The organism is Streptomyces hirsutus (genome assembly GCF_001418415.1).
GTDB classification, from domain to species: Bacteria; Actinomycetota; Actinomycetes; order Streptomycetales; family Streptomycetaceae; genus Streptomyces; species Streptomyces hirsutus.
Window position 1 is genome coordinate 1 of record NZ_LIQT01000458.1, and the last position, 14,278, is coordinate 14,278.

A 14,278-nucleotide genomic window follows, 5' to 3' on the forward strand; every position below is an offset into this window, starting at 1 on the left:
GCACCAGAACGGTGCCGAGGAGCATCGCGAGCAGTGTGGTGTTCAGCCGCCGCCCCCGCCGCCGCGCGGCATGCGAACGCGGCCGGCCGGAACCGCACCGGGCCCCGGGCCCATCCCCGCTCCCGTTCCGGTCCGCGCCCCCGCCCGTGTCTCCGGCGCCGGCCGCCCCACGGCCGGGCATCGGCTTGGGTCGCAACGCAGTCTGTTCCATGGATCGCCTCCGCCGGAGTGCTACCCGGATCGACGGGGGCCGACGAGCCACGAAAGAGTGAGACTGATTTCCCCTCAGGTGCGGGTGGCCATGGGCACCGCGGGTGTGCGCCCCGGCAGGAAGCCGTGGGTCCGGCCCGAGAGCCACGCGTCCTTGTAGCGGTTCACGCTGCGGTGCCAGTGCAGAATGCCCGCCATCCAGTTCTGCAGGTCCAGCACGTAGTCCCGCATGATCGCGCGCGCCTCCTGGGACAGCCCGAAGTCCTCGTACAGCACGGGTAGTTCATGTGCCACGACGTGCTCGAACTGCTCCATGCGCCGGCTCATCAGGTCGTGGACGATGCCGAGCGCCTTCGGGTAGTCGCAGCCGAAGAAGTTCTGCACGACGAGGATCGCGTTGTGGACCTCGCCCTCGAACTCGATCTCCTTCTGGTACGAGAAGACGTCGTTGAGGAGGCAGGCGTAGTCGATCGCCGCGTTCTCCAGGGAACGGACCGGGCCGCTGCGGTAGACCTCGGGCGGGACGGCGGGGCCGTGGCCCGCCCGGCACAGGCCGAGGGTGAGGTCGGAGCCGAAGGTCTGCCGGCGCATCTCCAGGTAGTCGACCGGGTCGGGCACGCGGTGCACGATCTGGTTGCCCAGTTCCCACAGCCAGCTCTCGGTCATGACGTTCACGGCGTTCTTCAGCGGGACCCGCGCCTCCGGTGTCATGCCCGCGGTGGTGCGGGCCCACAGGTCGGCCAGGGCCCGTTCCATGGCATTGGCCGCCGGGGGCACCGGTTCGGCGTCGACGGGCATGCAGTCGGACAGGCGGGCCGTGGTCAGCCGGGCGGCGGCCAGGTCGCGGCGATGGCCGTAGACGAGCGGGTAGTAGTCGTCGCCGTAGGTGCCGAAGGCGAGCCACTGCGCGCTGATGTCGAGGGCCTCGGGGGTGGCGTCCGGGTCGAGTCCGGCGGAGCACAGGGCGAGGTCGTAGGCCTCGAGCTTGTCCTCGTCCCACACGCCTTCGCTCAGGATGCCCGTCCGGTGGCACCAGTCGACGAGGGCGCTCCGGGAGGCGTCGAGGTGCGGGCTGAGCGTGAGCGGGAACGGCATGCGGATGTCGGGGATCAGGGACGGGCCGACCTTCTGGTACGGCACATGGGTGTGCGCCCGCAGTCTCCCCCGCTGCCTGGACGACGTGGGAAGTGCCCCCGTCGCGCCCGCGGCGGCGAGCAGTCCGCGCACGTCGGCGGCCGAGGTGCCCGCTCCGGACAGGCCCGCCCACGGGGTGGTCCGCCGGGCGCCCTCGTTCATGTACCGGCTGGAGCGCATGTGCCATTCGTGGCCGCCGGACTGCCAGTCCTGCAGCCCTTTCGCGTACGCCGCGACGGCCGCGACCTCGTGCGGGGCGAGGCCCTTCTCCAGGGCGACCGCGGGCACTTCGGTGAACGCGGTGTGCTCGAACTGGTGCAGCCGCGAGGTGAGGATGTCGTTGACGGTGTCGGCGGCCTGCTGGGTGGTGCAGCCGAAGAAGGTCTCCAGGACGAGGACGCCGTTGCTGTTCTCGCCCTCGTCCTCGACCTCGCGCTGGTAGGAGAACAGGTCGTTGCGCAGGTGCACGGCGTCGGAGAACGTCTCCATCAGCACCCTGAGCGGCCTGGTTCCGGCGACGGCGACGGGCACTTCGGCGGTCGCGTACTCGACGAGCCCCGCCGACCACGGGGCGCCGCCCACCTTGCGGCGCATCTCGATGTACTCGACGGGGTTGGCGATCCGCCCCTCGTTGATGTTGGACAGCTCCCACAACGACTCGTTGAGAAGGTGCTCCGTGGCGACGGCGAATCGGGCGCGCCAGTCCTCGGACATCGCGGGCACGGTGCGCGCCCACAGGTCGGCGAGGCCCGCCTCGACCGGGTTCTGCGGCTCGGGCACCGGGGTCGCCGGGTCCAGCGGCATGAACAGCGGCAGCCGGTCCAGGTGGGCCTTGCCGCCCTCCCGGTCCTGGCTGCGTTTGAACAGTTCCAGGAAGTGGTCGTCGAAGAAGAAGACCCACACGTACCAGTCGGTGATCAGGGAGAGGGCGGGCCCGTCGCAGTCGGGGTGGGTGTAGGCGCAGAGCAGGCCGTAGTCGTGCGCGTCGAGATCGGCCTGCTCCCAGACTCCGGATCCCTCCAGCATGCCCATCTCGCGCGCCCACACCGACGAGTGGGCGCGGGCCTCCTCGAGATGCGGGTTCAGCCGCGCGGGGTGCGGCAGGTAGAAGTGCGGAAGTACGAACGGCTGGGTCATGGCCCGGCACTACCCGTGGGCCCGGGACGGCATCCACCGGCCCGGACATGATCACACCATCGCGTGAACCCTCCCTGAAATGCTGAAATGCCGGAATGTGGGAGTGCCGGTGCGGGAGTGCCGACTGCGCGACGCCGCCACTCCGGTACGGACGTGCGGATCGCTACGCCCGTACCTGGATCAGGGCGTGGGTGCCGCCGGTGCGCCAGCGCTGCTCCTCGGCCGCGACCAGTGCCTTCTCCGTTGCGGGAGCCAGTCCGGTGACGACGTCGGACTTCAGGGTGCGCAGGGCGGCGACCGGGCCGGGGAAATAGCCGGTGACGTCGCTGAAGGGTGTGGTGGGCGGCCAGGTCCGGTCGCCCACCAGGCGGCGGTAGTTGAGGTCGCCCTTGACGACGGTGAGCGCGGCCCGGGCGAAGTCGGCGCGGAGGTCGTCGGGCATCTCCTCGTACGGCAGCGGTGAGCAGGAGAACGGGTGGGCGCGGAGGACGAGCCGGCCGTCGGACAGGGCGTCCCAGAGCCTGCGCCCGTAACCGGCCGCCGCTCCCCGGGCCTTGACCAGTCGGCGCAGCGCGTCGACGACGTCGGCGGTCGTGGCGTCGGAGACGTAGTACGGGTACGGCTTGACGTGCAGCACCGCCCGGCCGATGGTGCCGTGGTCCAGCAGGTGGGCGATGAGCAGGAGATCGGGGACGAGTTCGCGTCCGGCGTTGTCGGCGACCAGGACGAGGGTGCCCGCGCGGGAGGCGTCCAGCAGCGACCACAGCCTCTCGCTGTCGTCGGCGACCAGCGCGGGGACGGCTGCCGCGAGTTCGGTTCCCTCGGCGGAGAGCCGGAAGCCGAGGTCGGCGCGGTTGCCCCACAGGGAGCCGTGCAGCAGGGCCTGCCCCTGTTCGTCCGCGGACCGGCCGGCGAGGCCGTCGAGCGCGGCGAGTTCGTCGTCCGTCACGGATGAGTCGAGTTCGGCGTGTTTGGAGGGGCGGAAGGGGTCGATGCCCTGCCAGGGGCCGATGCCGAAGTAGCCGACCGCTTGCAGCAGTTGACGGTAGAACCAGCTCTCGGACCACAACCAGGGCACGTCGTACCAGGACTGTCCGGCGTACGCGTCCATCCCCCAGGCCGTCCAGCGCTCCCGGTCGTGGGCGTCGGCGGGGAGGGGTTCGATCGTGCCCTCGGTGCAGTTGGCCAGCAGAGCGTCGAGCGCGCGCTGCTGCTCGGGTTCGTACGGGAAGGCGTCGCGCACCTGCCGGATGATCGCGGGGTGCCGCTCGGCGAGCACGCTGTGCGGGAACGAGCCGGGCCGGTTGCCGAGGATCACGGGAGCGGTGGGGGTGTCGGGCATGCGGCTCACCGTAACGCGCGGCGCCGGGCGGCGGGATCGACCCCGCCGACGGGACGGAGGGGCCGGGGAAACCGCCCCGGCAGGGGGTGCCGGCGGGCCGGCGGAAGCGGCAGCCGGGTGTCAGACGGGGGCGATCTCCCGCTCCAGCCGGGCGGCCAGACTGAGATAGCGGGCCCTGCGGGTCACCGGGACCAGGCCCCGGATAAGGATCTGCCACATCTCGGCGGTGCGGCGGGGCTGCCGGGCGACGGGTTCCCGGGAGCGGCCCACGACGCGGGTGCCGATGAAGAAGCAGACGAGGGAGTGGGCCACGACGTCGATGTCGACCTCGGGGTGGACGTCGGACTCCTTGACCGCGCCTGTGAGTCGGGCGGTGACGAGGTCCATCCACTCGGTGAACGGATGGCTGAGCGGGGGGCGCGGCCGGGTGCCGCCGGTGGCGAGGCGGAGCCCGGCCCGCAGGACGGGGTCCTCGGCCGACTGACGGGCTATGCCGAAGGTGAGGCGCATCAGCGCCTCCAGGGAGGTGTGGCCCCGGACCTCGGTGTCCCTGGCCAGCTTGCGGCAGGTGGCGGACTGGAGCTCCAGGATCGCGTGGGCCAGGTCCTCCTTCGCCGCGAAGTGGAAGTACAGGGCTCCCTTGGTGACGTGGGCGTGCTCGACGATGTCGCTGAGACTGGTCGATTCATAGCCCTGCCGGTCGAACAAATCGGCTGCGGCCGTGATGATCGTCGCGCGGGTCTGCTCGGCGCGTACCTGCCTCGCCATGGACTGAACTCCTGGGCCGAAAAGGAACGGGTCATGCCGTTTGTTTTTACTGCGCGTACACGATAACTCACCCTGTGACTGTGCTCATCACACCGGTTCGCCCCGTGGCGCGGCATACATCCGGCACATCGACTACGGGCGCGGAAAGAAAACAGCGCGTCCGGTATCTGAGTGTGGCAGGTGTGCGGGCGAAAGAGAACGACGAGCGGTCTCAAGGGGAACTCGTCGCAACCGGAAGGGCTGTTGCGCACGGCCGGGCGTCCGGTGGGCCGGGGGAGCGGGAAGGTGCGGAGCCGCCTGGCGTCCCGCGCGAGGAGGCCCGGCCGTCCGGGTGCCGTATGCCGCCCGCGCGCACCCGTGAACACCCGGGAACCCGGGGGATGTTGATCGATGCCCGACCGTCCGGGCGCCGCGGAGCCGGTTCCGTACCGTCCACGTGGTTCGATGCGTAAGGGTGCCTTCCGCCCCTGTCACCTCAGAACTCACCGTTCATCACAATGCGGCAGCATCGTCTCACTTCACGTGGCTGTTCACTTGACTACCAGTAGCAAGACGCGATTGGCTCCCGTCCCAGCGAGAGTCATCCAATCGGCGTACACGCTGCGGCTCCGCCCCTGCTCACGTCCCCTGTTCTCGTCCCCCTTCCCTCCTCCAGCTCGGCGTACAGCGAGGTCCGCTCCCTCATGAACACTCGTCCCCCGGCCCATGGTTTCCCGAGACGGCCCGTCCGCCTCGCGGCACTGGCGGCAGCCGTCGCCCTGATGGCGACCGGTTGTTCCGTCTTCGACACGGCCGACGGCTCCTCGGACTCGGGGAGCGCGGGTGCGGCCGGCGACGGGATGAGCGTCGTGATGGTCACGCACGGCGGTGAGGGCGACATCTTCTGGGACCGGGTGAAGAAGGGCGCCGAGGCCGCCGCCGCGAAGGACGGCATCAACCTGACGTATGTGAGCGACGCGGACCCGGAGGGGCAGGCCGAGCTCGTGCGCAACGCCGTCCGCGACAAGGTGGACGGCATCGCCCTGACGCTGGCCAAGCCGCAGGCGATGAAGGGGCCGGTGGAGGAGGCGCGCAAGGCGGGCATCCCCGTCGTCGGGCTCAACTCCGGTATCGACGCCTGGAAGTCGTCGGGGCTGCTGGAGTACTTCGGTCAGGACGACGGCGTCGCGGGCCAGGCCGTGGGCAACAAGCTCAACGAGCTGAAGGCCAAGAACGCCCTCTGCGTCATCCACGAGCGGGGCAATGTCGGACTGGAGGCGCGCTGCGCCGGCATGCGGAAGACGTTCGACGGCAAGTTCGAGAACCTCTACGTGGACGGCTCCGACGAGCGCGCCGTCTCCGGCATCGTCACCGCGACGCTGCGGCAGGACCCGACCATCGACGAGGTCGTCGCCAACGGCGCGCAGTACGGCCTCCTCGTGGCCGAGGCCGCCAAGAAGGCGGACACCGGGGCGCGGGTCGCCTCCTTCGACCTCACCGAGGAGCTGGTGGACGCCGTCCGCGGCGGTGACATCCAGTTCGCCGTCGACCAGCAGCCCTATCTCCAGGGCTATCTCTCCGTGGACGCGCTGTGGTTGTACCGGACCAACGGCAACATCAGCGGCGGCGGGGTGTCGCCCGTGCTCACCGGGCCGGCGTTCGTCACGAAGAACAACGCGGCCTCGGTCGCGGAGTTCGCCGCCAACGGCACCCGGTGACGGACACATCCGGTGAGGACGTACCCAAAGATTCGGTTACGAACGGACCGTACGGTCACTTGTGCGGATAGCATCCTGCGCATCACCTGTGACGTACCGGACGCACGCCCTCCGCACGCGTCCGCAGCCCGTCCCCCTCCTGCCCTCTGCCCGCATTTCCGATGATCCGACCGCTCTAGGACGACGATGTCTCCACGGACAGGTGCCCGGCGCCGTCTCGGCTCCATACGTCTCTCGCTGGTCCTCCTGGCACTGGTTCCCACCGTCACCCTCACCGCCATGTGGGGCGTGACGACGATCCAGATGTTCTCGGAGGGGCTGCGGCTCCGCTCCCAGACGGAGCTGAGCCGGTCGACCGGCGCGATGGGCACCGACGCGACCCTGGCGTTGCAGCGGGAGCGCGGGCTGACCGCCACCTGGCTGGCCTCGCCGAAGGACTCCCGGGCCGCCCTCGACGCGCAGCGCGAGAAGACCGACGCCGCGGTGGCGAGACTGGTCGGACAGGCCGACGCGATCGCCGAGGCGCCGGCCCGCGTGTCGGACCCGCTGTACTCGGTGCTGGGTTCGGTGGGCAGCCTGGAGTACTACCGGAACCAGGTGGACAAGCCGAGCGACATCACCGCCGAGGAGGCGCTCGACCACTACTCCTCGATCATCCAGGACCAGATCCACGCCTTCCAGCAGCTGTCGCAGGTCGACGACGGCGACCTGACCTCCCAGGCCGGACCGCTGGTCTCGCTGGAGCAGGCGGCGGAGGTGCTCTCCCAGGAGAACGCGCACCTCACCCTGGCCTGGCCGTCCGGAGAGCTCGAGGACGAGTCCTGGGCCACCTTCACGGAGCTGGTCACCACCCGCCGCTGGCTGGTCGAGGCCCAGATCGTGCCGTTCCTGCGCGGCAGCACCAAGACACAGGCCGAGCAGATCCTGCAGAGCCCCGAGTGGCAGACCCTGCAGGAGGTCGAGGACGAGGTACGCGACTCCCGTCCCACGGCCGAGGACCGGAGGATCAGCCTGCCGGACGCACAGAAGCGGTGGGACGCCGCTCTGGACAAGGTCGCACCCCAGTACGCCGCCCTGATCGAGGAACAGACCGGCGCGCTGCTCACCCGCAGCGCCGACGAGGCCCGCAGCATGCTGCTGACCGCGGCCTCGCTCAGCGCCGTCGGACTGGTCGCCCTGCTGCTCAGCGTCGGCATGTCGTGGCGGATCACCCGCTCCCTGTCCCTCAGACTGCGCGGGCTGCGCATGGCCACCCTCAGCCTGGCCGAGGAGCGGCTGCCCGACGTGGTGGCGCGGCTGGAACGGGGCGAGAAGGTCGACGCCGAGTCGGCGATCACGCCCCTCGACTACGGCTACGACGAACTCGGCCAGGTCGCTCAGGCGTTCAACACGGCGCAGCGCACCGCCGTGCACACGGCGGTCGAACTCGCCGACACCCGGCGCGGTTTCCAGAAGGTCATCCTGGGCATCGCCCGCCAGAGCCAGAACCTGGTCAACCTCCAGCTCAGCAAGCTCGACCTGCTGGAACGCACGCACACCGACCCCGAGGTCCTCAAGGGACTGTACGAACTCGACTCCACGGCCAGTCAGTTGCGACGGTACGAGGAGAACCTGGTCATCATCAGCGGTGAGCGGCCCGGCCGTTCGTGGAGCGAGCCGGTCGCGCTGATCGACATCCTGCGCAGCGCCGTCGGTGAAGTCGCCGAGTACCAGCGGGTGGAGGTGCACACCGACGAGGAGGTCGCGCTTGCTCCGCCCGCGGTGGCCGACGTCATCCACCTGCTGGCCGAGCTGATCGACAACGCGACGGTGTACTCGCCCGCGCCGAGCCCGGTCGAAGTGCGCGCCGCGCTGGTGGCCAAGGGCCTCGCCGTCGAGATCGAGGACCGCGGCCTGGGCCTGTCGGAGGACGACTACGCCTCGATCAACACCCAGTTGGCCAGCCCTCCGCAGTTCGACGTGGTGGCGCTCGCCGACGACCTCCGGCTCGGCATGTTCGTGATCTCCCAGCTGGCCCACCGGCACGACATCACCGTCACCCTGCGCCCGTCGCCGTACGGCGGGACGACCGCCATCGTGCTGATCCCGCACGCCATCGTGGTGCGGGACGCCCCGGGCACACCCCGGGAGGCCGCACCCGCCCTCGCCGGCGCGACGAACGGGCACCGCCGGGCGGACGGCACGGACAGCACGGCCCCGGGGGCCCTCGGCGACACCGCCACCGGCGTCGGGGAAGCCACGCACGCCACGGACGCGGCGAACCCGACGCACGGGACCGACGGCACCGACCCGGCACCCGACACGAACATCGCGGACACCGGGAACACACGGGCTCCCGGGGAAGTGCCGGCGCTGCCGTCCCGGTCCGGGGCCTCCCAACGGATCTCCGCCCGCCCGGCCGCCGCTCCCTCGTCCGCACCCCGGGCGAACGGGCTCACGCCTCTCCCCCGCAGGGTGCCGCAGACCAGCCTGGCCGCCGAACTCCGCGAGGAGGCGGTGATGCCGCCCGTCGAGGACGACGCAGCGAGCTTCACGGCGGAACACGCCGCCTCATCCCTCGCCGGCTTCCAGCGCGGCACGTCCGAGGCACGCGACGACGACGGAGACGCCCGTGCCGGTGCCGCGCCACCCGCCGCGGACGACGACGCGACGGAATCCTCCGGAGTACCCGCAGAGGTGACGGCCCCCTCCCGAGAGCTCTCGACACCGCCCGCCGACCGCTGAACACCGAACGCCGAACACCGAACACCGAACGCCGAAGAAGGAACACAGTCATGACACGCCCCGTACCCGCCACTCACACTCAGCTCGATCAGCTGCTGACCGGACTCGTGGAGCGGGTCGCCGACGTGAACCAGGCCGTGGTCCTGTCCGAGGACGGGCTGGTGGTCAGCAAGTCCACCGGGTTCCTGCGCGACGACGCGGAACGTCTGGCGGCCACCGCGTCCGGGCTGATGAGTCTCAGCAAGGGCGTCAGCATGGACTTCCGCGGCGGCCCGGTGCGCCAGGCGCTCATCGAGATGGCCAACAGCTATCTGATCCTCACCTCGGCCGGGCCCGGTGCCCATCTCGTGGTGCTCACCGGCCCGGGTGCGGACGTCGGCGTGGTCGCGTACCAGATGAACATGCTGGTGAAGAAGATCGGCGAGCACCTCAGCGCGGCGCCCCGGGGTACGACAGGCCCCTCCGACTCCGGCGCATGAGGTGGCCGAAGGCGATTTCGCGGGCCGGCTCGTCCGACCGTTCACCCTGACCGGTGGCCGGACACGGCCGAGCCGCGCCGACTTCACGCTCATCACGATGGTGACGACGGTCGAGCCCCAGCCCGTGGAGGCCGCCCGGCCCCAGCCCGAGCACACACGCATCCTGCGGCTGTGCGCGGGGCCCCTCGCGGTGGCGGAGCTCGCGGCGCGTCTCGACCTCCCGATGAGCGTGGTCGTGATCATGCTCTGCGATCTGCTGGAGGCGGGCCGGATCACCGTCCGCCCGCCGCACCACGTCACCCGCACCAAACCGGACCTGGATCTGCTGCAGAAAGTGAGGGACGGCCTTGGCCGGCTCTGACATCACCGCTCCGGCGCCCACCGAGCGTCCGGCACCCGACACGGTCAAGATCCTGATCGCCGGGGGCTTCGGCGTGGGCAAGACGACCATGGTCGGCTCGGTCAGCGAGATCGCCCCACTGCGCACCGAGGAACCGCTGACCATGGCGGGCCTCGGCGTCGACGACCTCGAGGGCATCGAGGAGAAACGTGCCACCACCGTGGCGCTGGACTTCGGCCGGATCACCGTCTCCGACGACCTCGTGCTGTATCTGTTCGGCACGCCGGGCCAGCAGCGGTTCTGGTTCATGTGGAACGACCTGTCCCTCGGCGCGCTGGGCGCGGTGGTCCTGATCGACGTGCGCAGGCCCGAGTCCAGCTTCGCCGCGATCGACTTCTTCGAGCGCCGGGGCATCCCGTTCGTCATCGCCGTGAACGGCTTCCACGGGGAGCACCCGTACCCGGTCGAGGACATCCGGGAGTCGCTGACGCTGCCCGAGGGCGTGCCGGTGCTGCTGTGCGACGCACGGGACCGGACGTCGTCCAGGGACGTGCTGATCGCCCTGCTGGACCGGCTGATCGCCACCGCCGCGCCGACGGGGTGAGGCGTGGGGGGGAACGCGGGTGGGGCGCGGCCCTCCGCGGACCGCGCCCCACCTTCACCCCCACCCGCTCGGGGAGGAATCGTCACCCCGGAGGAACCTTCGCCCGACGGAGCGTCCGGGGACGGCCCGTCAGACCAGCCCGGCCGACTCCAGCCAGGCCTTCGCCACGTCCAGTGGGTCCTTCTTGTCCAGCTGGACCTGGGCGTCCAGGTCGAGCAGGGTCTCGGTGTCCAGCTTGGCGGAGACCTCGTTGAGCGCGTCGACACCCTCCGGGGAGAGGGCGTCCTTGTGGACCAGCGGGGTCACGTTGGCGAAACCGAAGAGGTTCTCCGGGTCCCCCAGGACGACGAACTTCTCCTTCACGATCGTCGGGTCCGTGGTGAAGATGTCCGCCGCCTGCACCTCGTTCTGGGCGAGGGCCGCCTGGGTGAGCGGGCCGCCCGCGTCCAGCGCCTTGAACGACTTGAACTCCAGCCCGTAGACGGACTTCAGTCCCTCCAGGCCCTGGCGCCGGGTCTGGAACTCGGGCGAGCCGCCGATCACCAGCTCCGGTGCGGCGTCCTTGAGGTCGGCGAGGGTGGACGACGCGGTGAGTTCGTACTTCTTCGCCGTCTCGGCGTTGACGCTGACGGAGTCCTTGTCCTCGGCCGGCGACGGGTCCAGCAGCGTCAGCTTCTTGTCGAGCTTGGCCTTGACGGCGGTGTTGACGGCGTCGGGGGACTCCTGCTCGGCCTCGGGGTCGAGGTAGGCGAGCAGGGAGCCGTTGTATTCGGGCAGAACGGTGATGGAGCCGTTCTTCATCAGACCGTAGGTCGTCTCCCGGCTGCCGATGTTGTGTTTGTAGGTGACCTTGAGGCCCTTGGCCTTGAGTGCTTCGCCGTAGATGTCGGCGAGCAGGGTGCTCTCGGCGAAGTTGTTGGAACCGACGACTACGGTGCCGGCTTCCGCCTTCTCCTCCTCGAGGGGGTTGTCGGAGGTGCCGCCGGACGAACAACCCGCGAGCAGGGCCGTCGCGGCGGTGAGCGCGACGGCCGCCGCACCGGTGTGCCTCGTCCTGGACCAGCTGCTCTTCGCGGTAGAAGTCATCCACCGATCCAATCCAGCCGCTTCACTCTCCGTCAAGCGCGGCCGGATCACGGTTGTCACTCGGCGGTCCGTGCGCGGGAATCCTTCGCGCGACCCTCTCGCCTGCGCACCCCCGGGGACACCACGAATCGTCCCGCCGCCCAGAACAGCACGAGCGTGACGAGCGCCAGGAACGCCACCAGCGTGGCGCCGCCGACCACCTTCTCGTAGTCGCGCTGGTAGAGCCCGTCGATGATGTACCGGCCGATGCCGCCGAGGCTGACGTACGCGGCGATGGTGGCCGTCGACACGATCTGGATGGCCGCCGAGCGCAGTCCGCTGAGGATGAGCGGCAGCGCCACCGGCACCTCGACCTGGAAGAGGATCCGCGACTCGCGCATGCCCATGCCGCGGGCCGCGTCCACCGGGGAGGGGTCCACGGTGCGGACGGCCTCGTAGGTGGTCACCAGGATCGGCGGGACGGCCAGGACGACCAGCGGGATCATCACGGGCAACAGGCCGAAGCCGATCAGCAGGACCACCAGCACCAGCAGGCCGAAACTGGGCAGGGCGCGGGCGGCGTTGGCGATGAAGGCGAGCGCGTTCCCGCCACGGCCGGTGTGCCCGGTCAGCAGGCCGACGGGCAGGCCGATCGCGGCGGCGACGGCGAGCGCCAGCAGCGAGTACTGGAGGTGTTCGAGGAAGCGCTGCGGAATGCCGTCGTAGCCCTGCCAGTTGGCGCTGTCGCCGAAGAACGCGTGGGCGAAGTCGAAGATGTTCACAGGGCCTCGGCCTCGGCTTCCCGGAACTTCCCCGGACCCGCGGCGGACCTGGTCCCGGGCTGTGCGCCGCGGGGCATCCAGGGCGTGAGCAGGACCCGGAGCAGGACCAGCAGGGCGTCGCACAGGATCGCCAGGACGGCCATGGTGATCACGGCGTTGACCGCGAGTTCGGGCCGGTCGTACTTCTGCGCGGCCGCGAGCAGGTTGCCGAGGGCGCCCTGGTTGCCGATCAGGGCGCCGACGCTGACCAGGGAGATGCTGGACGCGGTGGCGACCCGCAGGCCGGCGATGACGGCGGGCGCGGCGATCGGCAGCTGCACCTGGGTGTAGCGCCGTACGGGGCCGAAGCCCATGGCGGTGGCGGCGGCCAGGGTCTCGTCCGGTACCGAGCGCACGCCGTCGACGATCGCCGGGATCAGCACCACCAGGCTGTACAGGGCCAGCGGGATCATCACGGTGAGTTCGGTCTGGCCGGTGTAGTCGATGAGGACGACGAAGAACGCCAGGGACGGGATGGCGTACAGCACGGTCGTCAGGCCGAGCACCGGCGGGTACAGCCAGCGGAAGCGGCCGCACAGCTGGGCGACGGGCAGCGCGAGCAGCAGCCCGGCCGCGACCGGGATCAGCGCCTCCCTCAGGTGCAGTCCGATCAGGCCGGCCCAGCTGTGCTGGAGGTCGCTGGGGATGTCGAAGAAGCCGCTCATCCGGCGACCTTCTCGTCACCGGTGCGGCCGACTCGGTGCGCGGTGCGGATGGCGTCGCCGATGGTCTGCTGGGAGACGACTCCCCGCACCCGGCCGGTGTCGTCCACGGCGACGGCCCAGCCGGTCGGGGAGAGCACGGCGCAGTCGAGCGCGACCCGCAGCGAGTCCACGCCGGGTACGAACGGCCGGCCGTACGGCAGGAGCTGGTCGGGCCGGATCTCCCCGGCGGTCAGCCGGCGCGGCTCGGACCAGCCGAGGGGGCGCCCCTCGTCGTCGGTCACCAGGAGGTGGGCGGCGTCGGCCGCGCCGATCCGCTCCGCGGTGGCGTCCGGCGGGATCACGGTGTCGGTGGCCAGTTCCAGCGCGGTGGTGGTGAGGAAGGAGAGCCGCCGGATGCCCCGGTCGGCGCCGAGGAAGTCCTCGACGAACGCGTCCGCGGGGGCGGAGAGCAGCTCGGCGGGCGGTGCGTACTGGGCGAGCCGGCCGCCCTCGCGCAGGACGGCGACCATCGTGCCGAGTTTGACCGCCTCGTCGATGTCGTGGGTGACGAAGACTATGGTCTTGCCCAGCTCCTCCTGGATCCGCAGGAGTTCGTCCTGGAGGCCCTTGCGGACCACCGGGTCGACGGCCGAGAACGGCTCGTCCATCAGCAGCACCGGCGGGTCCGCGGCAAGCGCCCGCGCCACTCCGACGCGCTGCTGCTGACCGCCGGAGAGCTGGTACGGGTACCGCTTGGCCATGGCGGTGTCGAGGCCCACCCGCTCCATCAGCTCCGCCGCCCGCTCCCGGGCCCGCTGCTTGCCCCAGCCGAGCATGCGGGGCACGGTGGCGATGTTGTCGACGACGGTGCGGTGCTGGAACAGTCCGGCGTTCTGGATGACGTATCCCATGGACCGGCGCAGGGTGGTGACCGGTTGCCGCTGGATGTCCGCACCGTCGAGCAGGATCGTTCCCTCGGTGGGTTCGACCATGCGGTTGATCATGCGCAGGGTGGTCGTCTTGCCGCAGCCCGACGGTCCGACGAGGACGGTGATCGAGCGGTCGGGAATCTCCAGGGAGAGCCGGTCGACCGCCACCGTGCCGTCCGGATAGCGCTTCGTGACTGATTCGATCCGTATCAAGACGCCGAATGCCCTTCGGGTGGCTGGAAACTTCTGGCCGAGACGGCCGCGCGGTCTGCCGCCGGTCGAGTGTAGACGGCACCTCCGACATCGCCAGGGGAACGCGTTGTCCGTGCCTCCCGTGTCCCTCGTCCCCGGCACGACCGTCCGCCGGTCGGGACGTCCCGACCG

At 70.6% G+C, this 14,278-nt stretch carries 12 protein-coding genes; 5 read left to right on the top strand and 7 right to left on the bottom strand.

What is annotated here, in order from left to right:
• Positions 1 to 285: 285 nt before the first annotated feature.
• The 3 genes from cyc2 to AOK11_RS30525 form a co-directional block, all read right to left on the bottom strand.
• On the bottom strand, positions 286 to 2,481 hold the full coding sequence (gene cyc2, locus AOK11_RS30515; protein WP_055596929.1) for a germacradienol/geosmin synthase Cyc2: 2,196 nt from the start codon (positions 2,479 to 2,481) through the stop codon (positions 286 to 288).
• A 163-nt stretch (positions 2,482 to 2,644) separates the two neighbouring features.
• The gene (locus AOK11_RS30520; RefSeq protein ID WP_055596930.1) at positions 2,645 to 3,823 is read right to left on the bottom strand and encodes a damage-control phosphatase ARMT1 family protein; all 1,179 of its coding nucleotides are present in this window, start codon (positions 3,821 to 3,823) and stop codon (positions 2,645 to 2,647) included.
• Between the two features lie 120 nt (positions 3,824 to 3,943).
• Positions 3,944 to 4,591, bottom strand: a complete 648-nt coding sequence (locus AOK11_RS30525; protein ID WP_055596931.1) for a ScbR family autoregulator-binding transcription factor — start codon at positions 4,589 to 4,591, stop codon at positions 3,944 to 3,946.
• A gap of 683 nt (positions 4,592 to 5,274) precedes the next feature.
• Between AOK11_RS30525 and AOK11_RS30530 the strand changes: the two genes are divergently transcribed.
• From AOK11_RS30530 to AOK11_RS30550, 5 genes are all read left to right on the top strand, one after another.
• Positions 5,275 to 6,288, top strand: a complete 1,014-nt coding sequence (locus AOK11_RS30530; RefSeq protein WP_055596932.1) for a substrate-binding domain-containing protein — start codon at positions 5,275 to 5,277, stop codon at positions 6,286 to 6,288.
• Positions 6,289 to 6,474: 186 nt separating this feature from the next.
• Positions 6,475 to 9,012 carry a sensor histidine kinase gene (locus tag AOK11_RS30535; RefSeq protein ID WP_055596933.1) on the top strand — a complete coding sequence of 846 codons (2,538 nt, stop codon included), beginning with the start codon at positions 6,475 to 6,477 and terminating at the stop codon, positions 9,010 to 9,012.
• 50 nt (positions 9,013 to 9,062) lie between these two features.
• On the top strand, positions 9,063 to 9,491 hold the full coding sequence (locus AOK11_RS30540; protein WP_055596934.1) for a roadblock/LC7 domain-containing protein: 429 nt from the start codon (positions 9,063 to 9,065) through the stop codon (positions 9,489 to 9,491).
• Position 9,492: 1 nt separating this feature from the next.
• Complete coding sequence (locus tag AOK11_RS30545; protein WP_055596935.1) at positions 9,493 to 9,852, top strand: DUF742 domain-containing protein; 360 nt, start codon at positions 9,493 to 9,495, stop codon at positions 9,850 to 9,852.
• On the top strand, positions 9,839 to 10,435 hold the full coding sequence (locus AOK11_RS30550; protein ID WP_055596936.1) for a GTP-binding protein: 597 nt from the start codon (positions 9,839 to 9,841) through the stop codon (positions 10,433 to 10,435). Before AOK11_RS30545 ends, AOK11_RS30550 begins: the two co-directional genes overlap by 14 nt.
• 129 nt (positions 10,436 to 10,564) lie before the next feature.
• Here the strand turns inward: AOK11_RS30550 and AOK11_RS30555 are convergent, their stop codons facing one another.
• The 4 genes from AOK11_RS30555 to AOK11_RS30570 are packed head-to-tail and all read right to left on the bottom strand — an operon-like array spanning position 10,565 to position 14,107.
• Positions 10,565 to 11,521, bottom strand: a complete 957-nt coding sequence (locus AOK11_RS30555) for an ABC transporter substrate-binding protein (RefSeq protein WP_055596937.1) — start codon at positions 11,519 to 11,521, stop codon at positions 10,565 to 10,567.
• 56 nt (positions 11,522 to 11,577) lie between these two features.
• Positions 11,578 to 12,282 carry an ABC transporter permease gene (locus AOK11_RS30560; RefSeq protein ID WP_055596938.1) on the bottom strand — a complete coding sequence of 235 codons (705 nt, stop codon included), beginning with the start codon at positions 12,280 to 12,282 and terminating at the stop codon, positions 11,578 to 11,580.
• Positions 12,279 to 12,986, bottom strand: a complete 708-nt coding sequence (locus tag AOK11_RS30565) for an ABC transporter permease (RefSeq protein ID WP_055596939.1) — start codon at positions 12,984 to 12,986, stop codon at positions 12,279 to 12,281. The genes AOK11_RS30560 and AOK11_RS30565 overlap by 4 nt, the downstream gene beginning before the upstream one ends.
• Complete coding sequence (locus tag AOK11_RS30570; RefSeq protein WP_055596940.1) at positions 12,983 to 14,107, bottom strand: ABC transporter ATP-binding protein; 1,125 nt, start codon at positions 14,105 to 14,107, stop codon at positions 12,983 to 12,985. The genes AOK11_RS30565 and AOK11_RS30570 overlap by 4 nt, the downstream gene beginning before the upstream one ends.
• Between the last annotated feature and the right edge of the window lie 171 nt (positions 14,108 to 14,278).